Origin of the sequence: Paenibacillus elgii NBRC 100335, from assembly GCF_004000865.1 — a bacterium.
Classification (GTDB): Bacteria; Bacillota; Bacilli; order Paenibacillales; family NBRC-103111; genus Paenibacillus_G; species Paenibacillus_G elgii.
In genome coordinates, this window is record NZ_BIMB01000002.1 from 159640 (window position 1) to 184354 (window position 24715).

The following is a 24715-nucleotide window of genomic DNA, read 5'->3' on the forward strand; positions in this document are numbered from 1 at the left end:
CTTCTTCCCTTCATGCCTTACACGACCCAGATGATAAACAGCACGATCATCAGAAGCTGCAGCACGAGTTTAACGACGAGCCCCGAGAAAAAGCCGACCAACGCTCCGATTCCCGCCCGCACCGCTTGGCGGAATTTCGTTCCGACGATCAGCTCGCCCACGACGGCGCCGAGAAATGGACCGATCAGCAGTCCTGCGACCGGGATAACAAACGGTCCGATCAACAGCCCGATCGTGCTGCCGATGACGGACGCCCGCGTGCCGCCGAACTTTTTGACGCCAACCGCACTGACGGCATAATCCGCCACCATCAGAACGGCCACAATCGTCGTTTGAACAAGCCAGAACCAGACCCCGAACGGTTCGAAGCCGACCATGAAGCCGTAGACGAAAAACGCCGCATAAATCGCGAGCGCCCCCGGCAGCACCGGGTATACGGCTCCCGCCATGCCGACGAGAAACAGAATAACGACGATGATCCATGCGGCGATGAGCATAGATAAATGCCTCCCTTCTCAGCTGTCATGCCCGCCTTGCCGGATGGCACAATCCGCTATTTCAAGGCATACTCCCTAATAATCTGAGCGACCCCGTGTTCTTCGTTCGTCCCGGTCACCGCATCGGCCAGCCGTTTGACTTCCTCCTGCGCGTTCCCCATCGCCACCCCGAGTCCCGCTTCGCGGATCATGGCGACATCGTTCAAGCTGTCGCCCATGGCGATCACCTGCGACATCTCGATGCCGAGCATGGCGCATACTTGTCTCAGTCCGCTGGCCTTGCTGATTCCTTTCGGATTCACCTCGATATTGAACGGATGAGAATTGGTAATTTCCAGCTTGTCCCACGATTCCAGCTCCCGGCGAATCGCGGCGAGACTTTCTTCGTTCTCGATATAGTAGCCGAACTTCAGCCATTGCTGCGCATCGATCTCCGCTTCCGGCAGCCAGTGCTCTTTGTTGTAGATTTCCTTGACGCAATAAGCCCAGAACCAGGTATCGTAATGAACCGCGAGCGCATGCATGCGGCGGATCAGCTCCGTGTCCAGCGTATGACGCTCAAGCAGCTCGCCCGGTGCTTTCCATACTTCGCTGCCGTTCACGGTGACCAGCGGCGACTTCAGACCGAGCTCCTCCGCATAAGCCTGACAGTTCTGAATCCCCCGTCCGGTCGAAAACATGACGGTTACTCCGGCATCGTGCGCCGCCAAAATAGCCGCACGGTTTTCCTCCGAGATTGTCTTTTCCTCCGTCAGCAATGTGCCGTCCAGATCCAACGCTACCATTTTGAATCGACTCATGTTCGCTTCTCTCCCTTTTCGTCCGTTCCTCGAAGTGTGCACCTGCCGCGAACTGCGGCCGGAAGCATTCCCGTTCGGACTTTAGCTTATTGAGCGTGCGCGAGCGTTCGGGCCGGCAGCTCCTGCATGTAGGCCGCATGCCAAAGCGCGAACATATAAATCGTCCAAATGCGCCGGGCGTAATCGCCCTTGCCGCTCTGATGGTTTCCGAGCATCGCCCTTACGGTATCCATCCGGATGTAGCTGTCAATGCCGCTTGCTGCGATTTGCTCCATCACGACGTTTCCTTGCGGACCTTTCAGCCAGTCGCGCATCGGCACCGGGAATCCAAGCTTCGGCCGGTTCAAAATAAAGTCCGGAATAATGCCTTCCATCGCTTTGCGGAATACGTACTTAGTCGTGCCTTCCGCAATCCGGTATTTGGCTGGAATCCGGCGCGCTACCTCGTACACCTCCACGTCGAGGAACGGCACGCGCAGCTCGATCGAATGCGCCATCGTCATTTTATCGGCCTTCATCAGAATATCGCCGGGCATCCACAGGTTCATGTCGATATACTGCATCCGGGACACCGGGTCCAGATGCTTGCTTTTATCGTAAAACGTTTTGGCGATATCGAACGGATTACGGTACCGGCTCAACAGCTCGCGGTCGGCCCGCACGATCTCAGCCTTCATGTCTTCGGTGAAAATTTTGGCGTTGCCGAGGAAACGCTGCTCCAGCGGCGTCGTGCCGCGCAGCACGTAATTGCGGCCGTAGACGCCGTTCGGCAGCAGCCGGGCCAGCGCGTGCAACAGCCGCTTCACGCCGTGCGGCAGCCGCTCGATGGGCGCGAGCGACTGCGGCTCGCAGTAGATGCGGTACCCGCCGAACAGCTCGTCCGCTCCTTCTCCGGACAGCACGACCGTCACGTGCTCGCGTGCAAGCTGCGCCACATGGTAAAGCGCAATTGCCGAAGGGTCGGCCACCGGCTCGTCCTGATGCCAGACGGCTTTGGCCAAGGTGCCGAAGTAATCTTCCTTCGTGATGATTTTGTCGTAATGTTCAGTGCCAAGCGCCTGTGCGGTCTGACGCGCGATGACGGTCTCATTGTTGGCCCCTTCGAAGCCGACGGAGAACGTGCGGATCGATTCGATCTGGCGCATATGCGCGGCAATCGCCGTCGAGTCGATGCCGCTGGATAAGAAGCAGCCCCGCTCCACGTCGCTCTGCATATGGTGAACGACCGAATCCTTGAGCGCCTCGCGGATCCGCTCGACGCATTCGTCAAACGGCCGCTCCTCCGGCTGCAGCATCGGGTCCCAATACCGCTTGACCGATAGCCCACCGTCATACGATACGGTAACGGTATGTCCCGGCGGCAGCTTATGTATCCCTTGAAACATCGTCGTCGGCTCCGGGACGTACTGGAACGTCAAGTAGTTTAACAGACTTTCCGAATGAATCGTCCGGGCGACTCCGGCGGCCAAAATGCTTTTGATTTCCGAGCCGAACAGGAATTGGGCGTTGTCGTGGTAATAATAGAACGGCTTGATGCCGAAATGGTCCCGTGCGCCGAACAGCTGCTTTTTCCGGCGATCCCAGATGACGAATCCGAACATCCCGCGAAGCTGCTTCACGCATTCCTCCCCGTACTCCTCATACAGGTGGACGATGACTTCGGTGTCCGAATGGGTTTTGAACTGATGTCCTTTCGCCTGAAGCGTATTGCGCAAATATTTATAGTTATAAATCTCGCCGTTGAATGCAATCCATACCGTTTCGTCTTCGTTGGCGAGCGGCTGATGGCCTTCCTGCAAATCGATGATGGACAACCGGCGGAAGCCGAGTCCAATGCGGTTCTCACTCCAAAATCCAAAATCGTCCGGTCCCCGATGCACGATACAGTCGGTCATGCTTTTCAGTATGGACGGGGAAGGCTCGCGGTCTTCAAAATACATGACGCCGGTGATCCCGCACATTGTTTTTCCTCCTCAAGCGCTAAAAAATAGTCCGATACAACAGTATACCATATTCGTACGGGTTTCAGGAAATGGTAGGTTTCCGGCAAAAATCATGTCGCTATTTCCGAGTAGACAGCCTGCGGAGCGGCGGTTTATGATGTGGGCGGGTATATCTTGTGGAAGGAGCGGATGAGCGGATGATCAAAGGATTGACAAGAGCAGGCATCAGCGAAGCAGGGCCGATCGGCAAGTTTGTGGAGCTGGCTTCCCGCTTCGGGTTCGGCGCGGTTGACGCGCACGGCCAGGAGCTGGAGGAATGGATCGCGGCGGCAGGCTCGGAGCAAGTTAGAGGCTTTTTGCAGGAGAAGCAAGTGCGCATTGGCGCGATTGGACTTGCCGCAGAGTGGCGGCAAAACGAGGACGCCTTCCGGGAAGGCTTGCCCCGGCTCGTTGCGGAAGCGGCTGCGGCCAGCAAGCTCGGCGTAACCGCCTGCTGCACGTACGTGCTGCCGTCGACGGACGAGAACGCCGCGCGTTTTATGGCCGTCGCGACCCGACGACTGCGCCTGTGCGCGGACATTTTGGAGGCGTACGGCATCCGGCTCGGACTGGAATTCGTCGGTCCGCACCATCTGCGCACGCGTTGGAAGCATCCATTTCTACAGGATGCGGAGAGTATGCTGGAGTGGATCGATACGATCGGCAAAAGCAATGTCGGCTTGCTGTTCGACGCCTATCACTGGTATACGACGGGAGGCACAGCGGCCGACATCGCCAAGCTGCGCGCCGACCAGATCGTCCATGTCCATATCAACGACGCGAAGGACGTTCCGGTCACCGAGGTGCTGGACAACGACCGCCTGTATCCGGGCGAGGGCGTCATCGACTTGACGACGTTTTTGCAAGGGCTGGACCGCATCGGCTATACCGGCGTCGTGGCACAGGAGATTTTGACGCCGCAGCCGCCGGTGGACACCGCTGAAGCGTTGGCCGCGCGATCGCAGCAGGCGTTCAAGCGCGTATACGAAAAAGCCGGGCTCGCGTAAGCCCGGCTAGAGTGTCGAGAAAGTGGTCTTCACTAATTCAGAGGAACATACGGAGGTGGGGTATGCACTGGAGGAGCGAAAGCGTTCGCCTTTGTCCGCGGGAAATATCCGCTGTGAAGCGGCTTCAAATCAAAATTTCCTGCGGACAAGAGCGACCGGAAGTGTATCCCCCGCCCCCTCGTACCCTCTATTCACACGACTACAGCCTGCTTCCGTCTGAATTTGCGCCAGACGACGCCGTGCGTCGGCGAGAACAGCAGCGCCACGATGAATAACACACCAGCTACAACAATCATGCAGCCGGCGATCGAAGCGTCCAGCAACACGGCAGCGAGGTAGCCGAGCACGGCGCTCAGCACGCCGACTCCCATGCTGTAAAGGATCATGCGGCTGAGCTTTTCCGTAAGCAAATACGCCGTGGCGGCCGGCACGACCAGCATGCCGACGACCAGAATGGCGCCTACACTTTCGAACGAGGCTACCGTCGTCATGGAGACCAGCCCCATAAGCAGGTAATGGAAAAACGCAACTGGAATGCCTACTGCAGCAGCCATAGCCGGGTCGAACGCGCAAATTTTGAACTGCTTGTAGAACAGTCCGATAATCAGAGCGCTGAGCGTCAGTACGATGCCGAGTCCCCAGACCGCTTTCGGACCGATATCGATCCCGTTCCACTCCACCGTTTCCCAGGGCACATGAATAATTTCCCCGTACAGCACGCAATCCAGATCGAGGTCCACCTGCCGCGTATACAGACTTACCAAGACGACCCCTGCGGCGAACAAGGCGGTAAACACGACGCCGATGGAAGCATCGGATTGAACCCCGTTCTGATGAAACCATTGGATCAGAAACACCGTCACAAGGCCGATCACCGACGCTCCCAGCATCATCCACAGCGAATCCCGCGAGCCGCTGAACAGAAACGCCAGCACAATCCCCGGAAGCACCGAGTGGCTGATCGCATCCCCGATCATCGCCATTTTCCGCAGAACGAGGAAGCAGCCGAGCAGGCTGCAGGAGCAGGCTACGAGCGCAGCCGTCAGCAGTATCCAGAAGTCGTTCATGCCTGCCCCTCCTTCCGAAGCGGTTCGCCTGCCGTACCGATGCCGTGCAGCTGCGGCCGAAGCTCCTGCTCGCTTAGCACACTCCGTTTGACGGCTAACCGTTCCAGCAATTTGGCCAGCAGCCCTCGGCGCGGCGCGAACAGCACCGACATGACGAAGAAAAAGGTCGCGGCCAGCACCGTAAGCGGTCCGGTCGGCATATTGTTCGCCATGCCGCTAAGCAGGGTGCCGAAGAAGCCGCTGAGCGCTCCGAAGACGCCCGAGAGCGCCACCATGACGCCTAACTTCTCGGTCCAATACCGGGCCGAAACGGCCGGTGTAATAAGCAGCGCCGACATCAGCACGACGCCTACGGCCTGAATGCCGACGACCACGGCCACCACGATCAGAAACATCATGAACTGGTCGAGAAAAGCGACCGGCAGCCCGATCCCCTTGGCAAAGCCCGAATCGAAGCTGAGCAGCTTGAATTCCTTGAACAGCAGAGCGCAAACCATCGTCAGCAGCAGCGCCACAACCGCCATCGTGATGACATCCGACAGCACCATGGAAGCAGCCTGCCCGAACAGAAACTTGTCGAGGCCGCTCTGGTTGCCACTGCCGCCATGCTGAATTTTGGTCAGCAGGACGATGCCAAGCCCGAAAAATACCGACAATACGATGCCCAGCGCCGTATCCTGCTTGATCCGGGAATTACGGGTGACATAGCCGATCCCGAAGGTGGCCGCCAAGCCGGCGACAATCGCGCCAAGCAGAAAGAAAAAGATCGATTTCGAGCCGGTCAGCATAAAGGCGATGCACACGCCCGGCAGCGCCGCATGCGCAAGCGCGTCGCCCATCAGACTCTGTTTGCGTAAATAAGCGAAGCTGCCAAGCACGCCGCTGCTCAGCCCGAGCAGCATGCTGCCCATCAAGATCCACTGTGCGTTAGGATCACGGAACAATTCCAACCATGCCATGCCGCTCACCTCGCGTTCACGACGAGTGCGCCTTCACGCTGATCCAAAAACGCCAGCCGCCCGCCGTATGTTCGTTGAAGATTGTCCCGCGTAAATACTTCTTCCGCGGGCCCGATGCCCTGAAGCTCTACGTTGAGCAGAATGACCCAATCGAAATATTGCTTCACGGTTGCGAGGTCATGGTGCACGACCAGAACGGTCTTGCCCTGCTCCCGGAGCTCGCCGAGCAGCGTAACGATCGCCTTTTCCGTGGCCGCGTCGACGCCGACGAACGGTTCGTCCATAAAATACAGCTTCGCATCCTGCGCCAGCGCCCGGGCCAAGAACACGCGCTGCTGCTGTCCGCCGGACAGCTGGCTAATCTGTCTGTCGGCAAAGTTAGCCATGCCTACTTTGGACAAGCAGTCCATGGCAATCTCCCGCTCTTTGGCACCCGGCCGCTTGAGCCAGCCTAGATGACCGTATCGGCCCATCATTACCACATCGAGCGCGCTTGTCGGAAAATCCCAATCGACGGATTCCCGCTGCGGCACGTAGCCGATGAGCTTCCGCTGCTCGGCGTATGGCTTGCCGTAGATCGACACTTCCCCGGTTACGCTTGGAATGAGTCCGAGAGCCGCTTTAATCAGCGTCGATTTGCCGGCGCCGTTCGGCCCGACAATGCCGATCAATTTGCCTTCCGGCACCTGCAGCGATATATCGCGGAGGACCGGTTTTTTCTGATAAGCTACAGTCATGCCTAGTATGGATAACGGTATCCTTTGTTCTTTCATTGGTTCCTCTCCCCTTTTTCGTTGTCCGCTTCTCGCCCTCTCTCCCGGACTCTTATTTCAGCGCTTGAACAATCGTATTAATGTTGTGCTTCACCATGCCGATATAGTTTCCTTCCGGCGTTCCTTCTTCCCCCATCGCGTCGGAGAACAGCTCGCCGCCGATTTGAACTTCGTGCCCTTGCTTCTTGGCCCCTTCGATGACCGCTTCGATCGATTTTTTCGGCACGCTCGACTCTACGAAAACCGCCTTAATCTTGTTCGCGACGAGGTAATCGCGCAGGTCGCTAACGTCCTTGGAGCCGTATTCCGATGCGGTACTGATGCCCTGAAGCCCCATCACTTTGATGCCGTAGGCATCCCCGAAATAACCGAACGCGTCATGCGCCGTAACGAGCACCCGCTGCTTTTCCGGAATCGAAGCGATCTGCTCCTTCGCGAACTGATTCAGCTCCTCCAACTGCTTGATGTACGCCTCCGCGTTTTTTTTGTAATCCGCCGCGTTCACCGCATCGTGCTTGCTAAGCTCGTCGCGCACCGTCTCGGTCGCGCTGATCCAGTGCTTGACGTCGAACCATACGTGAGGGTCATGCGCTCCGGTTCCGTCCTCCATGCCGCGAAGCTTCGACTCCGGTATGTTTTTCGTCACAGCCACCGTCGGCTTCGTCTTCTCCATTTTCTCAAAGACGTCGGTCATTTTGCCTTCCAAATGAAGCCCGTTATAGAAAATGATATCCGCCTGATCCAGCTTTTTCAGATCTCCTTGCGATGCTTTGTATAAATGCGGGTCGACACCCGACTTCATCAGTCCGGTCACCTCGACGTGGTCTCCCCCGACCTGCTTGACGATGTCAGCGATCATTCCGATCGTGGTCGTTATCTTCACTTTGCCGGGAGCGCCGTTCTCCTTCTCCTTAGGCGCTCCGCACGCAGCGAGCGATACGGCAAGCGCGAGGAACATGATCGTCATAATAAATCGCTTGAACGAAGACGATAGCCTCGGTTTTGTTTTTACGTTTTTCAAAGTACCCCTCTCCCATCTCTCTAAATAAGTTGTATTAGTCCATTTTTATTTCCTAAAAGACTATATGTTTATAATATACAAATATGTTTACCTAGTGCAACATTTTTTTTATAAAAAAAAGAAATCCCCTCTTCTCGAGGAGATTTCCGGTGCTTTGCTATGGCTTTTTGGTTTCCGTCGGAGGCCCTTTCGGTTTTCCGTCCAATCCGTAATATTGATCGTAAGCGTCAAAGATTTTACGTGCGATCGGCGCCGCTCCGTAGGAGCCGAATCCGCCCTCCGGAACGACGACGGCGACAGCAAGCTTCGGATTTTCCGCAGGCGCGAAGGCGATAAACACGGCGTTGTCGATTTCTTTGCCGCCGGCCACTCTTTGCGTCGAGGTCCCTGTTTTTCTCGCAATCGTATACGGAAAATCGTCAAACCCTTGAATGCCGACCTGCAGCATTCCTTTGATCACGGCATCCCAATAAGCTTTCGGGAAGTCGGTCTGATCCAGCACGACAGGCTGGTCGAATTTCTTAAGTACTTGTCCTTTGTCATACGTCTCGATCCGGTCGACAAGCAGCGGTTGAAGCCGTTTGCCCCGGGTCGCCAGCGTTGTCGCGTACTGCGCCAATTGGAGCGTCGTATACTTCTCGTTCTGCCCCCAGGAGGCGAATACCATCCGGGATTGGGCCGTCTCTTTCGTATTCGTCTTGTACTCACTGATTCCCGGGCTCTCTCGCGGCAGACCGCTGCCGGTAAGCACGCCCAAGCCGAACTTGGCCAAGTACTGGTCCCAAATTTCTACGGCTTTGTTCGGGCTGCGAGTGTACAGCGCGTTGCCGATCAAAGCGGACATGAATGTGTTCGACGAGTGTTGGATCGCCCCTGTAGCATTGATCGATCCAAAGGCGGCTCTGCCGGAATTCGTCAGTTTGGAATTGTTGTCTTTTCCGTACGTAAATACGCCAGTATCGTTATAATACGTATTGGTCGTGAACAGCCCTTCGTTGAGCCCGATCAGCACCGAGAGCGGTTTAATGACAGAGCCCATATACACGATGGACGTAGGATGATATTTTTGCTCGTCCTCCGGGTAATCTGGATACGCGGTTGTAATCGTGCCGTTGTTGATTTTCGTCTGAACCTGCTTGTAATCGGTATCCGAGAACGGATTGCTCCAGAAGGTAGGATCGTAATCCGGCATACTGGCCATCGCCACGACTTTGCCCGTATCGACCTCCATCGCTACGGCATAGCCCGCGACGGCGTTGACTCCTTTGTTGGCGTATGGATTGGAGCGGTAAGCCGGACCTTTTAGGGTCCCCAGATGGTCCATGATCGCCTTCTCGGTGGCAAGCTGGACGTTCTTGTCGATGGTCAGGAACAGGTTGTTCCCCTTCTCCGGCGGGATGACCGGGGGCGCTTCCGCGCTGCCGATAATTTTCTGCAAGGCGTTGACCGGATACGACTTCACGCCGTTTTTGCCGCGGAGCTCTTCCTGGTACATCAATTCAATGCCGTCATAGCCGACGTATTCCCGGTCCAGGTAGCCTTCCGTCTTCGTTTTATCCTTATAAAATTCAAGCCCGTTCTTCGCTTCCCTAGCCGTTGAAAACGGCCGCATGTACCCGACAAGCTGCACCGCAATCGTGTTCTCGCGATCGTATGTACGAAGGCTTTCCTCCATGATCTCGATCCACTTCAGCTCGTCACGATGCTCCAAAATAAATGCCATTTCCGCTTGGGTCAAATCGGTCTTGATCCGTCTCGGGACCGAGTAATAGCTCGGTTTTTTGGCCGTTTCCTGCTGGTTCAAATCGAAGCCGACATCCATTGCCTTGATAATCTCTTCCGCGGTCGGCTGCTTCACGTCCTTGTTGCCGTACTGGGTAAAAATATCCGCCAAGCGCTTGGCCAACGCAACCACTTGATCCTTGGGCTGATCCTGCTCGATCCGGAAGTAGAGCGACTGTGCCGATGTCGTATAGGCGATCGGAGCGTTTTGGCGGTCGAAAATATTGCCGCGAATCGGAGGGATCGGCGTATCGGCGTTGTTGATTTTGTCCTTTTCCGCGGACAGCTCTTTGCCTTCGACAAACTGCAGCATCGCCAGCCGCACGATCAGTACGGAAAACAGAAAAAACGTAAAGAAAAAGAACAGGTTGATCCTAGTCGTAAAATGACGGCGCTGGCTTCCGTCCTGCTTACTTGAGTCATCCATGCCGATAGGTTTCTTCATCTTGCTTGCGGCTCCTTCCTTCTAAAAATGGGTCCCCTATGCTACTTCGCGTCCTGCAGCAGCTCGCGCAGGGAAAGAATGCCGTCTCCGGTATGATAATCGTATCGCTTGATCTTCACCGCATCGATGCCGACTTGAGCAGGAGCCCAAATGTCGTTGCGCTCGTGGTCCCCGATGTACAGCACCTCTTCCGGTGCCAGCTTGGCGCGCTCCAGCGCCAGGCGGAAAATCGCCGGGTCCGGCTTCTCCAGACCAACCTCCGTCGAGACGATAACTGGATCGAAGTGATGCAGAATGCCCTTGTATTCCAAAATCGAACGCAAGGTCGGCGCAAAGTTGGAGATGATGCCGAGCCGAAGCCCCTTCTCCTTGAAAGCCGGCAGGCTTTCCTCCACATCCTCGAACAGCGCATACTGCTGCGGGGCCGTGAATAAATCGTAGAGCTCGTGGCTGCAGACGTGGATCTGCTCCTCCGTCCATTTTTCCTCTTCGACGCCCAGTTTTTTTAAGATATAATCGTACAGCTTCATCCAGAAAGCCCGGTCCGATTCCGGCGTGCAAGCTTCGAACGGGTCAAGCTGCTTCCCATAATAAAATAAACGAAAAGCTTCGGTAAAAAGTTCCCCGATTTGCTCTTGTCCCCGATGAAGAGAACGGCTCGCCAAAAACTGCTGCATGATGACCCGGGCCGCCGGAATCGTCATCAGCGTATCGCCGACATCGAAAAATATCGCTTTATATTGTGTTAACGGTTTGCGCAGCAATGATAAACCCACCTTTTTCAAACTTATATCTTCACAAGTGTATCATATTCGAGGAATTTATAGAAACGTACGGAAAAGGAAAAAACCGGTTCGTCGCTTGTGGCGGCCGTCCGGCTTCCGTTATTAGGCATCTTTAATATGCGTGTCCTGAAAGCGTGGCGGATTGAACCAATTGCCTCCGCTGGCCACCCAGGTGGAATCGAGCGGCACCCATTCGCTTTTTTCCTTCAGGTACACTTCGTTCCAAGCGTGGGGGCCGTAACCGCCCCGCCCGTCGTAACCGAGCCCGGTCACAACCTTGACGTCCAGGCCCACCGACCTCGCCATGACTGCGTACAGCCTGGAAAAGTCGATGCACACGCCCTTCTTGGTGTTAAACGTATCCTCCGGCGTCTGCTCTCTCCAAATGCGCTGCTCCTCGTACGCCTTCACTTTGTCCCAGTCGTACTTGATACGCGTACCGACCCAGCGGTACAGCAGTTTGGCTTTCTCTTCGTCGGTCTGCCCTTTGGCCGTCACCTGCTTGGCAGCTTCCGCAACATCCTGAGGAATGCGGGCATCCACGACCTCGTATTTCCGCTGTAAAATGTTGCCGAACTCCTGTTCCACGGCCCGCGTGAAAACCGGGAGCTGGTTAGCGAAAAAGTCGCCCGTCATCGGTCGGATCACTTCCGTCGCCCCTTTTTGAAAAAGGGACGAATCTTGAATATAAGCGGCCACCGGCGTCTGCGGGAACAGCGTCGTAACGATAAACAGCACGGCAATCATAATCATCCCCCGGCCAAATCCGGTCACCGAGCCGATGATACCGCCAATCAGACTGCTGAGCAGGGAGGGAGAAGCGACTCGTCCCCCGTTGGCGGGGTCCGCATTCGTCCGTTCCGCCAGCCAATCGTCCACCAGCGGATCGATAATACGGTAAACCAGCTGCTTAATCAAGCCGTATCCCAGAACAAACAGGACGCTGAACCGAAGCAGGGAAAAATCGCGCAGAGCCGTTGCGGCGGTATAATACAGCTGCTTCCAAAAGCCGAGCTCCTCGGACGGTATCGTCAGCCCAAGCCCTACAAGCCATACCTGCAGCTTGGGCGACAGCCATGAAGTCAGCTCCCAAGCGAGAAACAGGCTAAGCAGCGTAACCGCCCCTTCCGTTACCATGAGCGCGAGATGCTTCGCGGAGGAGGACGCCCCGCGAAGCAACCCCTGTACAATTGATACTACAAACAATACCGCGATGAGTACGGTAATCAAATTGATTTGCGCCAGCTTTGGCAGCTCGTTCACCAGCGTCCCCCTCCTTTCCTATCGAGATGCGTTCCAATGGCTTATTGGCCCGCGTTTTTCTTCGCTTGTTCAATGAATCCTTTCAGGGCGTCGTCCAGCTTCATCGTGAATGTTTGGTTCATAAAGGTAACTTGCACATCGCTCGAACCGGGTTTGCCTTCCAGCTTCACACTTTTGGTGCTAACGGTATACGAGCCGTCGGCGTTCTGGCTGTATTTCGCTTCTTTCACTTCGTCGGTAATCGCTTTGACCGCTTGATTCTTGGCTTCGGCGGCGACTTTCGCTCCTACCGTCGTACCGAGCTCTAAGAGCTGATCCTTGTAGCTGGCGCCATACCAGATAAGACCTGCCAGTATCGCGAGCACGAAAACCCATTTAATGACCGTTTTCACCACTTTGATGACAAGAAACAGCACAATCAGCGCCCCGACGAGCACATACCACCGCTCGGATAAAAAAGCCGTTATGAAATCCACTTTCCATCGCTCCCTAAAAATCCGTCTTCCATCCTATGTAAATCCCTTACAGCGGTTCTCCGCCCTTATCATACACCAGTTCTGCGTCACTCTTCATCTCTTTTTTTGCGGAGCTCGGCGAGCTTACGCTGGATTTCCGCCCCTTTGTCCTCTCTTCGCTTTGTTCGGCGCAGTGATCCTAACAGCCTCCACAGCGCCAGCACCAGAACGGCCACCAGCACGATTCGAATAAACATGTCCATCCGGCATCCCTCCTTTTGTCCGCCGGAACCCACGTTTCTTATACGCTAAACGATCCGGCACGTTGCAAAAACTTGTACTATCCCTTTGCCGGCAGACGTAAACGTATAGAGTAGCGGTAGACGGACGAACCCCATTATGGAAAGAGGTGATTTCATGAAAACCGCCGTATGGCTCTATCTGTTCATGTTCGTCGCCATTTTCGACCTGCATGCCCAGTACCCGATTCTTACTCCGTTTGCCGTGTCGCTGGGTGCGACGCCTTCGTTCATCGGGCTTATTCTCGGGGTCTACTCGATCACCCATTTGCCCGGAAACCTGATCGCCGGCTACGGCGTCGACCGCTATGGAAGCAAGGGCTTCATTGTGTTCAGCCTGATTGTAGCAGGAATCGTGCTCTTAATTCAATCCCGCGTCAGCGATCCGTGGGGGTTGCTCGTCATCCGTTCGATCAGCGGCTTCGTCCTGGCATTTCTATCGCCGGCCTGCTTGTCCCTGCTCGCCAAAATCGCCAAAAACCAGATTCAACAAAGCAAGCTGATGGCCGGCAACGGCATGGTGCATACCATCGCTTCCGTGCTCAGTCCGGCGGCCGGCGCATATCTGGTCTCGCAGCTTGGCTTTGCCAAATCGTTTACGTTTCTCGGATGGGGCCTCATCCTTACCGGCTTGCTGGCTTGGATCGGGGTAAAGGAACAGCGAAGCGAAAGCCCCGCCAATGCGGCGATTGCCGGTGAACACGCCCTTCCTTCTGCTTCTCAGGAGAATTTACCGGTCCCCGGCCAGGAAAATGTTCCTTGGCTTTTCTTCGTTGTTCCACTCGCGCTTTCTTGCTCCCAAGGCATTTTGTTTTTCGAGCTTCCGTTGATGAAAGAGGCGAGCAGCTCCATCATGACCTCCGGCGTGTTCTTTTCCGTCATTTCCATGGGGTCGCTGGTGACGCTTAGTTTACTGTTTTTGAACCGGATTTTCCCTTTTTACCGGATGTTGTTCGGCTGTCTTGCGCTGGCGTTCATTTTTTTCGGGATGTCCGTTCATTGGCCGCTGCCGCTCTACGCTTCGCTGTTTCTGATCGGGATGACCAAAGGTGTCATTTTTCCAGCCATCGCATCGCTGCTTGCAGCCCTTACTCCCGCAGACCGTTACGGGCGCGTCTTCTCGATTCTGTCGGTTTCGTACTCGATCGGTGCCTTTATCGGCCCGATTGTGGCCGGGCATACACGGACACAAGTATCCCCGTATTTCCTTGCTTTTCTCTGCCTTATGCTTGCGCTATCCTTGCTGCCTTCCCGTTCGTTCGCCGCTCCCGTGCGAGTTTGAGGGCCGCGGTTTTTCCGCTTTTCCAGATGAAATGAGAATCGTCTCGATATTCCCAATTCGGTATTTTATAGGAATTTAGTCACGAATTAATAGTCCAAAAGTAGCGATAACCCATTCGGAACGCAACTTTACTTCGCTCTCTGCCGTTTAAGATGCCGAGATGTTTCACTGCGGGCAGATTTGGGTAATGTTCAAAGTGCTGCCGTAATGGATCATTCTGCCATTGGCGCGACGGACATAAATGGCTCTGTCCGATTCGAAAACATCTAAATGATATCAAGTTCCGAACGAAGGAGGTGAAAATGCATTTGTCCAGGAAACCTGTTCAACGCAATAGTAATAACTCATTATTCGTCAAGGAAGATAGGAGTGAACCCTGCATGAAACCTGCTGTTCTTAAAAAGACAGCACAAGTGACCGTACTGATGCTCATCATCTCTGTTTTGGTTCCTGTGCTGGCGTTTGCCGCTTCAGGATTCAAAAACTTGAATTTTGATAGCAACGGCACGGTAACCGGTACGGTGTATTCCGATGTGTACAGCGTGAATGCTACCGTATACGCGTTTGATCCGAACGGAAATCGCATTGCCGTTTCCGACGCCACTTATGTTGACTACGATGTTACAAACAATGTGTATAACTACAAATTTACGGTAGCGGGCAGCACTTATGATTATGTCCGTCTGCAAGGTCCTTTCGGTACGTCGGTTGACGGAAAAACAACGATTACCGACTCCGTTTACCAATCCGTATACCGTAACAACGGCAGTAACCCTGGCGGCGGTTCTACTTGCTGCTCCGGCGGCGGAGGCGGCGGTGGAATCTGGGGTTCGGAAACGATCAACGTGAACTCTGACGGTTCCGTCGATGCCGACCAACTGAAAAATTCGCTCAAGAACTACGACAAAGTGACGCTGAAGCTGAACGGCGACATCGCCCTGATTCCGGCTAAAGCGCTTGTCGATTATGTAACGGATTCCAAGAAAGTACTGGTTATCGTTAACGACAAAGGTTCGTACATCATTCCGCTCAACGCGCTGAAGCTGCAAGACTTAGCTAGCAAGCTGTCGGTAACGACGGATGAGCTGAAGCTGAAAGTAACGATCGCCAAAGCAAGCGATACAACGAAGGACGGCGTTGACAAGGCTGCTAAAGCGCTTGGCGGTACGGTAGCCAGCAATGCTGTCGATTTCGATATCGTCGGCCTTGGCAAAGATCAGCAAACTGCTGCTCTGGACCTCGGCAACAACTACATCAGCCGGATTCTTCCGCTGAGCAAAGCTGTCGATTCGTCCAAAGCAACGGGTGTTCTTTACAACCCGACAACGGGTAAACTGAGCTTTGTGCCTGCTGTCTTCTCTTCGACGGACAGTAAAAACGAAGCGACGTTGAAACGTAACGGCAGCAGCATTTATGCCGTAATCGAGTTGGATAAAACCTTCTCCGACATCAACGGCCACTGGGCTGAAAGCTACATCAAACTGCTGGCTAACAAGCTTGTCGTTGACGGGGTAACCGACACGACATTCCAGCCGGAGCGTAATATTACTCGTGCGGAATTCGCAGCACTGGTAGTTCGTGCGCTGGGTCTGGATACGAACAGTGGCAGCAGCACGTTCAAAGACGTTGCAGCTAGCGACTGGTACGCAAGCGTTGTAGCGGCAGCGGCCAATGCGAAGCTGGTTGACGGCTACGAAGACGGTACGTTCCGTCCGAACGCTACGATCAACCGCGAAGAGCTGGCGGCTATGGTCGTGCGCGCTCTGAACTATGCTGGTGCGAAACCGGACGTCTCGGCTGATAAACAAACTCAGCTGTTGGCGAAATTCAAAGACGCAAGCAAAATCGTATGGGCGAAGAACGAAATCGCCGCTGCGATTGATGCCGGCATCATCGACGGCATGACGGACGACACGTTGGGTGCCCGCGATACGGCGACTCGTGCACAATCCGCAACCATGCTGAAACGTCTGCTCTCTAAAGCAAGCTTTATCAACAACTAATTGTATAACGCATCATGAACCACTCTCCATGAAAAAGGGCCGTTTCTTTTGTCTCTCGCAGACAAGGGCAACGGCCCTTTGTTAACGAAGATATCTTCCTCAGCAAAGGGGACAATATGGATTTTAATGAATATATGGCATTTGTCAGAAAATGCAGTCAAGAGCCCATCCAAGAACTTACTGAATTAGACTTTTATGAATTAGAGAAAACTTTAGATACAAAATTGCCAGTGGAATTTAAGTCCTATTATTTGGAGCATAATGGTAATCACTCTGTTCCGGATGAATGTTATTTGTTTTTTCCGATAAAATACGGATTTTCTATCGAACGGCGATTAGAAGTTTATGCAAAACAAGGTATTCACTTTGAAAAAAAGATACCGTTTGCTGGGGATGGATACGGACATACGTATTTTTTGTCATTGGAAGATAACAGCTTTGGAAAAGTACTATTTTTTCAGCATGAAACCGAAGATCATCAGGAATATAAGGTCGTTGCAAATAGCTTTTCAGAATTTTTGATTTCTTTTGTATCCAAAGGAAAGACATTTGTGAGGTAAACTGATTGGCCTTGGTTCCCTAAGATTGCCCCGTCGTCCATTACAGACGGCGGGGTTTTCTGTATCCGTCTTACGCCTCGTCCTCAAGCTCATCAGCCTGCTTTTCCTCTACTATTCCGAACGACGCTCCTGTCGATTCTTCTGCCGTATCTCCGGCCAGCTTCCGACATTTCCTGGGAAATGTAAACACGAAGGGATTGGATCGGACAGCGAAAGGGGATATACTACAAGAAAGAAATTCATTGCAGGAACGGAGGCAATCGATGTCTATCGCGATTATAGTGGAAGGAAAAAATGACAAAAGCAGGCTTCGCCGCCTGCTGACAGAGGACATCATCATCGTTTGTACCTTCGGATCGCTGAATACGGATCGTTTGGAAGAGTTGAAGAAAAAAATCGGAACGTGCGATGTGTACCTGTTTACGGATAATGACCCTTCGGGCAAAAAGATACGCGCCATTCTCCGGGATACGTTTCCAGATGCCGAACAAATTTATACGCGGCGCGGCTATGCCGGCGTCGAAGGCACACCGGACGAGTATCTTATTCAACAATTGGAAAAGGCCGGGCTGGAGGAGTTTATTATCTATCCCCCGATGATCCCGACCTTTGAGAAGTTCTAATTTATAAATTTTATCAAATAAATAACCAGCGTCACCGTAAAAATGCTGAAGATCGTTGAAGAAAACACAGCTTGCGACGAAAATTCCGGCTCATTGTCATATTCGACGGCAATGAGCACGCTGCTCAGCGATGTCGGCACCGCGCAGGACAGCACAAGCGCCTGCGCCATGACCCCTTCGATCCCCATGAGCACGACGATCAGAAAACCGACGGCCGGGCCCACACAGAGCCTCAGCACATTCGACAGCATGACATCCGTCAGCTTGAACGTCCATTTCATGCTTCCCAATTGTACCCCGAGCGTCAAGAGAGCGGTTGCGATAAACGCGTCCGATACATAATTGATCGGCGCATACACCGGTCCCGGAATAGGAATGTGCAGCCCCTTCATCAAAAACGCAATCGGAATGATATAAATAACCGGCAGCGTTAGTATCGTGCGGAGCGTCTGCCTCGGGTCGTTGCGCTTCGAAGCATTAACGGCATAAATGCCATATGTATTCGGCAGCAGGCTCTGCATCATCATAATGATGATCTGAATCGACAAGGTGAATGCGTCTCCGACAAACACAAGCTGATTGAGCGGAATCGCATAGTTCGCGCTGTTGTAAAAAATAACGCTGTTGCGCATCGCCGGGATCATCCCGTCCTTATATCCCCGCAGACGGATGACGACTTCCATCAAAAGAAACATCGCGGCAAAGAACAGGACGAAAAACAGCAGCGTTTGTCCGAGAACAGCCAGCGACAGCGACGATTCGTATAACATTTTGAATACGAGCGCCGGGGAGAACAAGTAAAAATTTAATTTGGAAAGCGTCTTGATATCGAGCTTGAATGCCCGGTACAAAATGACGCCTATCGCAATCATGATGGTCAGCGGAATAACATTATTGAGCAGGATGTGCGTAAAATAAGCCATGTCAAATCGATGCCCCTGACGCTTGCTTAGGATTCCTTGCTAACCTGAATTAAATCGTTTGCGATTCCTTCGATATCGATGTTTTCGTCGTTGCCCGAATAATAGGTGCGCACGTCGCCTTTACCGTCGACCAGCAGAAACAAGTTCGTATGCGTAAAATTGCCGGTTTTCGGGTCTTTAGCTACAAGGACGTCAAACTTCTTGGCAAGGTCCGCCGTATAAGCCTCGTCGCCGCGCAGGAAATACCAGCCCTTATAATCCGGATGAAAGCGGCTGGAAAATTCCTTGAGCCGTTCAGGCGTATCTCTCGTCGGATCGAAGGTGATGGATAAAAGCGCCGTCTTTGTGCCGAACACACCTTTTTTCACCAATGCGTCCTGAATTTTGGACAGGTTGTAAGTCGTCGGCGGGCAGACGTCAGGACAATACGAAAAATAAAAATAAACCAGCTTCGCTTTTCCTGCCGTATCGGCTAACGTTACCGTCTTGCCGTCCAAGTTTTCCAGCGTGAAGTCCGGCGCCTTCTTAAGCACCCCGATTTTTTTCTCCGGACCTTTCACCAGCATATAAGCCAATGTTGCGATCAAACCAACCAGCAGTACCATGACAACGATTTTAAAACCGGTTTTCTGCATACCCTTGCCCACCTTCCCATTATTCAAAAAATAAATCCCAAGGCCGGGGCCAAGGGATTGTCATCCACCGTTTTGCACCGTCCGCAAATACCCTACGGTAATGGAGTGGTGCTGATAACCATGATGATATACAGCAAGGTCAAATAGTTAATGGAGTAAATAAACATTTTTTTGGCCCATTGCACTTCATCCTTTGCTTTGAACCCTTTAAGGCTCAAGAACGCCCAGTACAAGCCCATAAGCGTTGCCCCATAGAAGTAAAGCTCTCCTACGTAACCGAGCCAGTACAGCAAAAGCGAAACGGGTACGAGCAGCACGATATAGCGGATCATCGCCATTTTGGTAATGTACGTCCCTTTGACTACCGGCAGAAGCGGGAAGCCAGCTGCGCGGTACTCTTCCATCCGACGAATGCCAAGCGCCCAGAAGTGCGGTGGCTGCCACAGGAACATAATGCCGTACAGAATAAGCCCCGCGGCATCGATCTGCCCTTGGACGGCACAATAGCCAAGCAGCGTAGGCATCGCGCCGGAAAAGCTGCCGACGAATGTGCTCCATACGGATGACCGTTTAAACCATGCGGTATAAATCCACACGTAAATAAATAAACCGAGCAAACCAAGCAGAGCGGTAAGTGGATTCGTTAAGAACCACAGCACCGATAGGCCGAGAACGCCGAGCACGATGCCATACCATAATACGGTCTGCGGAGCAATGCTGCCTACTGCGGTAGCACGCTTTTGCGTCCGGGTCATCTTCTTGTCCATGTCCCGGTCCAAATAGTTGTTCAGCACGCAGCCGGACGCCATCACCAACACGGTACCGAGCAGCATATATATCAATTTATCCCACTGGATATGCCAGCCGGAAGCGACCCAAAAGCCGCCAAATGCCGTAATCGCGTTAGAAAATAAAATGCCGGGTTTGGCGAGATTCACAAAATCTCTCCACGTCACAGGCGAGTTGACAGCGGTATCCGCCTCAACATCTGTCGTCTCTACGCCCATCCCCAAGCTTGCCTGTTTTTCCACCTCTATGCAACCCCCTTGTGTGAGGAATTCGAAATTAATTGTGATTTCCTTCACTCTTAAAAAGATCCTCTTTATCATAACAACCTGCGGACCTTTTGACAACAACGGATGGCGTTGTTCAAAATATTGTCGAATCCCCCATCTAGAGACAATAGCTGCTGTGCGCTGGAGACACCGAACATTAAGCGTATATTTTTTTGCATATCATCGGAAAATACAAGGAGCGGTCACGGTCATCCGGAACTACCCGAAAAACACACAAAAAATGCCTCCGGGAAAGACCGGAGACATTGACCGGAATTACTTGGAACCCTCAACGTTTCTTACCAAACACGCACGCTACCGCTCGACGCGGACGGGAAACTTGGCAAGAAATCCTCTCTGCCCGAGGTTTTCACTCAAGCTCCATTGTTCGGGCAAAATCAGCCGGGAATACCGCTTCATAAATTCGGCCAAGCCGATGCTTGCTTCCATCCTCGCGAGAGGCGCGCCCAGACAGAAATGGGTCCCTTTGCCGAACGACAAATGCTGCTGATTATTCGCCCGGTTCAAATCGAACTGCTCCGCTTCAACAAAATGTTCCTCATCGCGGTTGGCCGAGCCGATCCACGCGATAATCGATTCCCCTTCCTTCATTTCCACACCGAACACATTCGTATCCTGCGCAACTCTGCGCATCATGAACTGGGCGGGCGAGCGGTAGCGCAGCACTTCTTCCACCGCCTTCGGAATGAGCGATAACTCCTTCCTGAGCAGCGGGTAAGCGGCAGGCTGGTCAATCAGGAAGCAATAGAACGCATTGGAGATCAGCCTCGTCGTCGTCTCGTTCCCGGCAAAAAGCAACCCAATACCAAAATGAATAATTTCTTCGTCGCTCAAACGCTCCCCTTCGAGCTCGGCGATCGTCAAATCCGAGATGATGTCATCCGTCGGACGGCTTCTTTTTTTCCCGATGATAGGCAGCAAGTAGTCTGCCATTTCCTTCAGCGCCCGCGACCTTTCCTTCACGCTTTCGGCATAGGTGTCGCGGCTGCCCGGTGAGATAATGGCATCCGACCACAGCTTGAATTGCTTCCAATCGCTCGCCGGAACGCCCAGCAGCTCCGCAATGACGGTCACTGGCAGAGGAATGGCCAGATCGTAGACAAGATCGATCGTATCCTGTTCCCGGATTTGATCCAGCCAGTATTGCGCCACCGTAACAATTCGCGGTTCCCATGTCTTAAGCGACTTTGGGGTGAACGCTTTGGCAACCAGCCCCCGTCTTTTGGAATGCAGGGGAGGGTCCATTGAGGTCAGGCTTCTCTCTTCCTTTCCTATAACCGGGAACGACGACAGCTTCCGGTCGTTTTTGCTGGAAAACAATTGATAATCGGATAATACCCGCTCCACGTCCCGGTATAAAAAGACATTCCAGACTTTCTGCTTCGGATCGAAATAAACCGGATGGCTCGTTCTCATCTCCCGATACCACGAATACGGCTCAAACCGATGCTCCTCCGTGCTGAACCCGGTAATCTCATCGGGGTAAACGATCTTTTCCACGACCTCCACACTTACCACTCCCTTCGTTTTTTACAAACAAAAACAACGACGGACGAATGACGGGCCTGCCATGATGAAAGATGGTTTAAAACAAAATTATTAAGTAATGAAAGTTTATTCATGACTAATTATATTAAATTAGGTTATATTTGTAAATATCAGAACTTCTTACTACCTTAACACCGCGTCGTGTATGCCTTTTTCTTCCGCCATCAACTTACGGGCCTGCTCAAAATGGCCAAAGCAACTGCGGCTTAGCGTCAAGGATTCAGGTACGCCATGCAGCAGGATTTCGTAATTGCCCGGCGTAATCAGATCGGCGCAAATTTTTTGAATATATCTTACGTTGACCAGCTGGCTTTTGTTGCACTGGAAGAGAAGCGGCGAAGTCGCCGCATTCAGCTCTTTCAGGGTGGAGGAGGTATGAATCGTCTGCACCGAATTCGAATCCGTCCATTTGATCGAAATCTGCTTGTAGTCCTTGGAGATGTAAACAATTTTCTCCTCCTTGACGTAAAGCTCCCGCTGGATGTTTCGCCCATCCAAATCGCATATTTTTTGCTTGCAGCGGATCAAGCGTTCGTCGTTCGATCCGGCAGCGGGCGACTGCTTTCTTTTCTGCATCAGATGCTTCTTGGCCTTCTCCAAGCTTTTCTTAAACCGTTCGGAGGTTACGGGCTTCAGCATCAGGGAGAGCGAGTCGATTTCAAAGCTTTCCTCCGCATACTTCATGTCCGTGAGCGCCGTGACCACAATAATGCAAGGATCGTACCCCTTCGCCTTAATCAGTCGGCAAGCCATCAGACCGGAAATATCGTCCAGGTTAATATCCGTAAGGATGAGGTCCGGCTGCAGCTCGACATACTTGTCCACCAGCTTGCTGCCCGATGACACCGTATCGAGGACGATGAGATGATGTTCTTCGGCGAATCGAATTAAAAGCTGCTTTTGTGCAAAATCGTCTTCCGCAATTAAAGCGGTCAGTTGTTCCCCTTGATTCAACGTCCGGCTCACCACCTTATGGATCGTTCATTGGATTGTCTAAATGTGGATTTTGAACATAAACGTAGCGCCTGCGCTTTCAAAATCTTCTACCCACAGCTGCCCCTTATATTTTTGCACCAGCTCCTTGACCACTTGCAAGCCTAGGCCCTCGTGCTTAAGCTTTGTGGAATAGCCCGCGCTTAGAAGCTGGGGCAGCTCCTCATCGCCGATCTGCCTCCCGCGATTGGATACTTTGAAGTACAGCAAACGGCCCGCAGTCCAAGCGGCAACTTGCACCAGACGTTCCTCCACCGGCAGCTTCATAGTCTCGTCAAACGCATTGGATATTAAATTGGTTGCGATGCGGATCAAATCGAGCGATTTCTCTCCGTTCAGCTTCAGATCGTCCGTGACGGCGATGTCATGCTCCAGCTTCACCTTTTGCTTGATCGCGCCGCTGACTGCGAATTGTACGATGGCCGATAGCGTCGGATGCCGGATCACAACGACATCTTGAATTTCAACGACTTCCTTCACCCACGCTTGCGTTACTTTTTCCAGCTCGTCGTATTCCTTCTTTTGCACATGTGCGTGAATGGCATTAACAATATTGCCGACATCGTGATTTAACCCGCGGATGGCGGTAAACAAGCTGTTCATATTTTCAAGATAAATTTTCTCGGCGGAAATGACAGCCGCTGCAAGCTTGCTTCTCCGGATCAAGACCAGCACGAACGCCCCAAGCATCAGGAAGGAGACGGCACTGATCGTAAGTAGCCGCTCCGATTGCCGGTCAAGCTCGCTCTGAATATAGCTGTAATCCGAGACAAGGCCGATCACCAGCGGTAGCCCGGTTTCGATAGGCACAAAGCTTTTGATCACGTCCCTTCCTTGAACGTTTGCCTGATAGCTGATCGTCTTTTTATCCTGGTATGCCTGTCCGATCAGCTCCACATCATCGTCTGAGTGCATGGTATACTGACCAAAAAAGATCTGACGTTTCGGATAAGGAATAATCAACCGGTTATTTTGCTTGACTTCATAAATTCCTTTTCCGACACGCTCGGCATTGAAGCCTGTGATTTCGATCAGGAATGGTTTTTCTTTCTGCAGACGTTCGATCATGTCCATGTAAGAAGCCAACGACACATATTCCTCCATATCCTCCTGCCTGTAGTACGGGTTGATCATATAGTCAGTCTGGCCGTCATGATAGTAACCGAATTTATGGAGCGCGGTCGGGTCCGAGGATGAAAAGTCCACAGGCCCCGACCAATAATGGGGAAGCGCGTAGCCTTCGGAAACTGAGACGTTTTTCTCGTCCAACAGTTGGTTGAAGGCGAGAAACCAAAAATCGGCAAATTGTTTGGAAGATATGTTCCGTTGAGCGGGATTGGAGGAGCGCAGAGCTACGATATCGTCTCCCCTGCGCTGAAATAGCGTAATATCCGACACACCCAGTTCCTTGCTTAGTTCCGACAGCTCCTTATTGCTCACCTGATCCAAACGCGGAGGCAGCTTGCTTTGTGCAAGTATGGCCGCCAGACGCAAATTTTGCGCCAGCAGCTTTTCGGCGTAGTCGACGGACCGCAGGGAATGCTCGAAATAAACTTTGATATTGCTCGAGAAGCTTTCCACTTCATTATAGTGATTATTCATTAGCATTTGTTTCGTCGTATAATAGTAAATGACGTTGCTCAAAGCGAGCAGACACGTTACAGGTACGACAAACCACAAGATAAAGGACGTCCGAAGCTTCATGTTTATTTCTCTCCCTGCCGATGCAGTGCGGCCAACGTTCTAACAGAAACAAGAAGGCAATACACATGATTACCGTATCATTCTAATATTTTCCTTAACTTACATAATAAACTCTTTATTACCGCCGTTCAATAACGAAGTTTTTCAATCGGCGGACGGCTCGGGCGAATTTTTCGTTCCGCATTTGATTGTGTTATCATGAAATAGATTGAAAGTTGTCCAAGGAGGGAATT

At 52.7% G+C, this 24715-nt stretch carries 23 protein-coding genes; 5 read left to right on the forward strand and 18 right to left on the reverse strand.

The genetic code is table 11. From position 1 onward, the window contains the following. Positions 1-17 precede the first annotated feature (17 nt). The 3 genes from PEL01S_RS02330 to asnB form a co-directional block, all read right to left on the reverse strand. Complete coding sequence (locus tag PEL01S_RS02330) at positions 18-497, reverse strand: DUF456 domain-containing protein (RefSeq protein ID WP_063178104.1); 480 nt, start codon at positions 495-497, stop codon at positions 18-20. Positions 498-553: 56 nt separating this feature from the next. Then, entirely contained in the window at positions 554-1297 is a 744-nt protein-coding gene (locus PEL01S_RS02335; RefSeq protein ID WP_127459105.1) for a Cof-type HAD-IIB family hydrolase, read from the reverse strand. A gap of 86 nt (positions 1298-1383) precedes the next feature. Next, entirely contained in the window at positions 1384-3258 is a 1875-nt protein-coding gene (gene asnB / locus PEL01S_RS02340; RefSeq protein ID WP_063178100.1) for an asparagine synthase (glutamine-hydrolyzing), read from the reverse strand. A 179-nt stretch (positions 3259-3437) separates the two neighbouring features. Here asnB and PEL01S_RS02345 point away from each other — a divergent pair, with 179 nt between their 5' ends. Beyond that, positions 3438-4286: a sugar phosphate isomerase/epimerase family protein gene (locus PEL01S_RS02345; RefSeq protein ID WP_127459106.1), complete on the forward strand. Its 849-nt coding sequence runs from the start codon at positions 3438-3440 to the stop codon at positions 4284-4286. A 191-nt stretch (positions 4287-4477) separates the two neighbouring features. Here the strand turns inward: PEL01S_RS02345 and PEL01S_RS02350 are convergent, their stop codons facing one another. The 9 genes from PEL01S_RS02350 to PEL01S_RS34330 all read right to left on the reverse strand — a co-directional run bounded on the left by PEL01S_RS02350 (position 4478) and on the right by PEL01S_RS34330 (position 13099). Further along, complete coding sequence (locus tag PEL01S_RS02350; protein WP_127459107.1) at positions 4478-5353, reverse strand: metal ABC transporter permease; 876 nt, start codon at positions 5351-5353, stop codon at positions 4478-4480. After that, the gene (locus PEL01S_RS02355; RefSeq protein ID WP_127459108.1) at positions 5350-6312 is read right to left on the reverse strand and encodes a metal ABC transporter permease; all 963 of its coding nucleotides are present in this window, start codon (positions 6310-6312) and stop codon (positions 5350-5352) included. Before PEL01S_RS02355 ends, PEL01S_RS02350 begins: the two co-directional genes overlap by 4 nt. Positions 6313-6317: 5 nt before the next feature. Beyond that, positions 6318-7085 carry a metal ABC transporter ATP-binding protein gene (locus PEL01S_RS02360; protein WP_010493741.1) on the reverse strand — a complete coding sequence of 256 codons (768 nt, stop codon included), beginning with the start codon at positions 7083-7085 and terminating at the stop codon, positions 6318-6320. A gap of 52 nt (positions 7086-7137) precedes the next feature. Continuing rightward, on the reverse strand, positions 7138-8052 hold the full coding sequence (locus PEL01S_RS02365) for a metal ABC transporter solute-binding protein, Zn/Mn family (RefSeq protein ID WP_063178219.1): 915 nt from the start codon (positions 8050-8052) through the stop codon (positions 7138-7140). 211 nt (positions 8053-8263) lie between these two features. Beyond that, entirely contained in the window at positions 8264-10333 is a 2070-nt protein-coding gene (locus tag PEL01S_RS02370; protein ID WP_063178091.1) for a peptidoglycan D,D-transpeptidase FtsI family protein, read from the reverse strand. Between the two features lie 41 nt (positions 10334-10374). Next, positions 10375-11097 (reverse strand): HAD-IA family hydrolase, encoded by a 723-nt coding sequence (locus PEL01S_RS02375; RefSeq protein WP_063178088.1) that lies wholly within the window; start codon positions 11095-11097, stop codon positions 10375-10377. A 123-nt stretch (positions 11098-11220) separates the two neighbouring features. Further along, positions 11221-12381 (reverse strand): transglutaminase domain-containing protein, encoded by a 1161-nt coding sequence (locus tag PEL01S_RS02380; protein WP_127459109.1) that lies wholly within the window; start codon positions 12379-12381, stop codon positions 11221-11223. 41 nt (positions 12382-12422) lie between these two features. After that, positions 12423-12857 (reverse strand): hypothetical protein, encoded by a 435-nt coding sequence (locus tag PEL01S_RS02385; RefSeq protein ID WP_063178084.1) that lies wholly within the window; start codon positions 12855-12857, stop codon positions 12423-12425. An 86-nt stretch (positions 12858-12943) separates the two neighbouring features. Beyond that, entirely contained in the window at positions 12944-13099 is a 156-nt protein-coding gene (locus PEL01S_RS34330; protein ID WP_163768538.1) for a hypothetical protein, read from the reverse strand. A 154-nt stretch (positions 13100-13253) separates the two neighbouring features. Here PEL01S_RS34330 and PEL01S_RS02390 point away from each other — a divergent pair, with 154 nt between their 5' ends. From PEL01S_RS02390 to PEL01S_RS02405, 4 genes are all read left to right on the forward strand, one after another. Then, positions 13254-14417: an MFS transporter gene (locus tag PEL01S_RS02390; protein WP_063178082.1), complete on the forward strand. Its 1164-nt coding sequence runs from the start codon at positions 13254-13256 to the stop codon at positions 14415-14417. A gap of 380 nt (positions 14418-14797) precedes the next feature. Beyond that, positions 14798-16420: an S-layer homology domain-containing protein gene (locus PEL01S_RS02395; protein ID WP_127459110.1), complete on the forward strand. Its 1623-nt coding sequence runs from the start codon at positions 14798-14800 to the stop codon at positions 16418-16420. A gap of 116 nt (positions 16421-16536) precedes the next feature. Beyond that, entirely contained in the window at positions 16537-16980 is a 444-nt protein-coding gene (locus PEL01S_RS02400; RefSeq protein WP_127459111.1) for an SMI1/KNR4 family protein, read from the forward strand. A gap of 263 nt (positions 16981-17243) precedes the next feature. Further along, positions 17244-17603 carry a ribonuclease M5 gene (locus PEL01S_RS02405; protein ID WP_010493757.1) on the forward strand — a complete coding sequence of 120 codons (360 nt, stop codon included), beginning with the start codon at positions 17244-17246 and terminating at the stop codon, positions 17601-17603. Here the strand turns inward: PEL01S_RS02405 and PEL01S_RS02410 are convergent. From PEL01S_RS02410 to PEL01S_RS02435, 6 genes are all read right to left on the reverse strand, one after another. After that, entirely contained in the window at positions 17600-18526 is a 927-nt protein-coding gene (locus PEL01S_RS02410; protein WP_127459112.1) for an AEC family transporter, read from the reverse strand. The two genes, PEL01S_RS02405 and PEL01S_RS02410, sit on opposite strands and share 4 nt — an antisense overlap. A 26-nt stretch (positions 18527-18552) precedes the next feature. Next, complete coding sequence (locus PEL01S_RS02415) at positions 18553-19161, reverse strand: SCO family protein (protein ID WP_127459113.1); 609 nt, start codon at positions 19159-19161, stop codon at positions 18553-18555. 92 nt (positions 19162-19253) lie between these two features. Then, positions 19254-20192, reverse strand: a complete 939-nt coding sequence (gene cyoE, locus PEL01S_RS02420) for a heme o synthase (protein WP_063178074.1) — start codon at positions 20190-20192, stop codon at positions 19254-19256. 339 nt (positions 20193-20531) lie between these two features. Next, the gene (locus PEL01S_RS02425) at positions 20532-21746 is read right to left on the reverse strand and encodes a cytochrome P450 (RefSeq protein WP_127459114.1); all 1215 of its coding nucleotides are present in this window, start codon (positions 21744-21746) and stop codon (positions 20532-20534) included. A gap of 162 nt (positions 21747-21908) precedes the next feature. Then, complete coding sequence (locus PEL01S_RS02430; protein WP_127459115.1) at positions 21909-22739, reverse strand: LytR/AlgR family response regulator transcription factor; 831 nt, start codon at positions 22737-22739, stop codon at positions 21909-21911. Positions 22740-22778: 39 nt separating this feature from the next. Next, positions 22779-24482 carry a sensor histidine kinase gene (locus tag PEL01S_RS02435; protein ID WP_127459116.1) on the reverse strand — a complete coding sequence of 568 codons (1704 nt, stop codon included), beginning with the start codon at positions 24480-24482 and terminating at the stop codon, positions 22779-22781. Positions 24483-24715: the final 233 nt, after the last annotated feature.

Excerpts from the sequence above, each read along its gene's own strand:
- PEL01S_RS02370 (WP_063178091.1), bottom strand. The coding sequence starts at position 10,333 with ATGAAGAAACCTATCGGCATGGATGACTCAAGTAAGCAGGACGGAAGC.
- PEL01S_RS02360 (WP_010493741.1), bottom strand. The coding sequence starts at position 7,085 with ATGAAAGAACAAAGGATACCGTTATCCATACTAGGCATGACTGTAGCT.
- PEL01S_RS02395 (WP_127459110.1), top strand. The coding sequence starts at position 14,798 with ATGAAACCTGCTGTTCTTAAAAAGACAGCACAAGTGACCGTACTGATG.
- PEL01S_RS02405 (WP_010493757.1), top strand. The coding sequence starts at position 17,244 with ATGTCTATCGCGATTATAGTGGAAGGAAAAAATGACAAAAGCAGGCTT.
- PEL01S_RS02415 (WP_127459113.1), bottom strand. The coding sequence starts at position 19,161 with ATGCAGAAAACCGGTTTTAAAATCGTTGTCATGGTACTGCTGGTTGGT.
- asnB (WP_063178100.1), bottom strand. The coding sequence starts at position 3,258 with ATGTGCGGGATCACCGGCGTCATGTATTTTGAAGACCGCGAGCCTTCC.
- PEL01S_RS02345 (WP_127459106.1), top strand. The coding sequence starts at position 3,438 with ATGATCAAAGGATTGACAAGAGCAGGCATCAGCGAAGCAGGGCCGATC.
- PEL01S_RS02400 (WP_127459111.1), top strand. The coding sequence starts at position 16,537 with ATGGATTTTAATGAATATATGGCATTTGTCAGAAAATGCAGTCAAGAG.
- PEL01S_RS02330 (WP_063178104.1), bottom strand. The coding sequence starts at position 497 with ATGCTCATCGCCGCATGGATCATCGTCGTTATTCTGTTTCTCGTCGGC.
- PEL01S_RS02335 (WP_127459105.1), bottom strand. The coding sequence starts at position 1,297 with ATGAGTCGATTCAAAATGGTAGCGTTGGATCTGGACGGCACATTGCTG.
- PEL01S_RS02365 (WP_063178219.1), bottom strand. The coding sequence starts at position 8,052 with ATGACGATCATGTTCCTCGCGCTTGCCGTATCGCTCGCTGCGTGCGGA.
- PEL01S_RS02350 (WP_127459107.1), bottom strand. The coding sequence starts at position 5,353 with ATGAACGACTTCTGGATACTGCTGACGGCTGCGCTCGTAGCCTGCTCC.
- PEL01S_RS34330 (WP_163768538.1), bottom strand. The coding sequence starts at position 13,099 with ATGGACATGTTTATTCGAATCGTGCTGGTGGCCGTTCTGGTGCTGGCG.
- PEL01S_RS02390 (WP_063178082.1), top strand. The coding sequence starts at position 13,254 with ATGAAAACCGCCGTATGGCTCTATCTGTTCATGTTCGTCGCCATTTTC.
- PEL01S_RS02435 (WP_127459116.1), bottom strand. The coding sequence starts at position 24,482 with ATGAAGCTTCGGACGTCCTTTATCTTGTGGTTTGTCGTACCTGTAACG.
- PEL01S_RS02410 (WP_127459112.1), bottom strand. The coding sequence starts at position 18,526 with ATGGCTTATTTTACGCACATCCTGCTCAATAATGTTATTCCGCTGACC.
- PEL01S_RS02355 (WP_127459108.1), bottom strand. The coding sequence starts at position 6,312 with ATGGCATGGTTGGAATTGTTCCGTGATCCTAACGCACAGTGGATCTTG.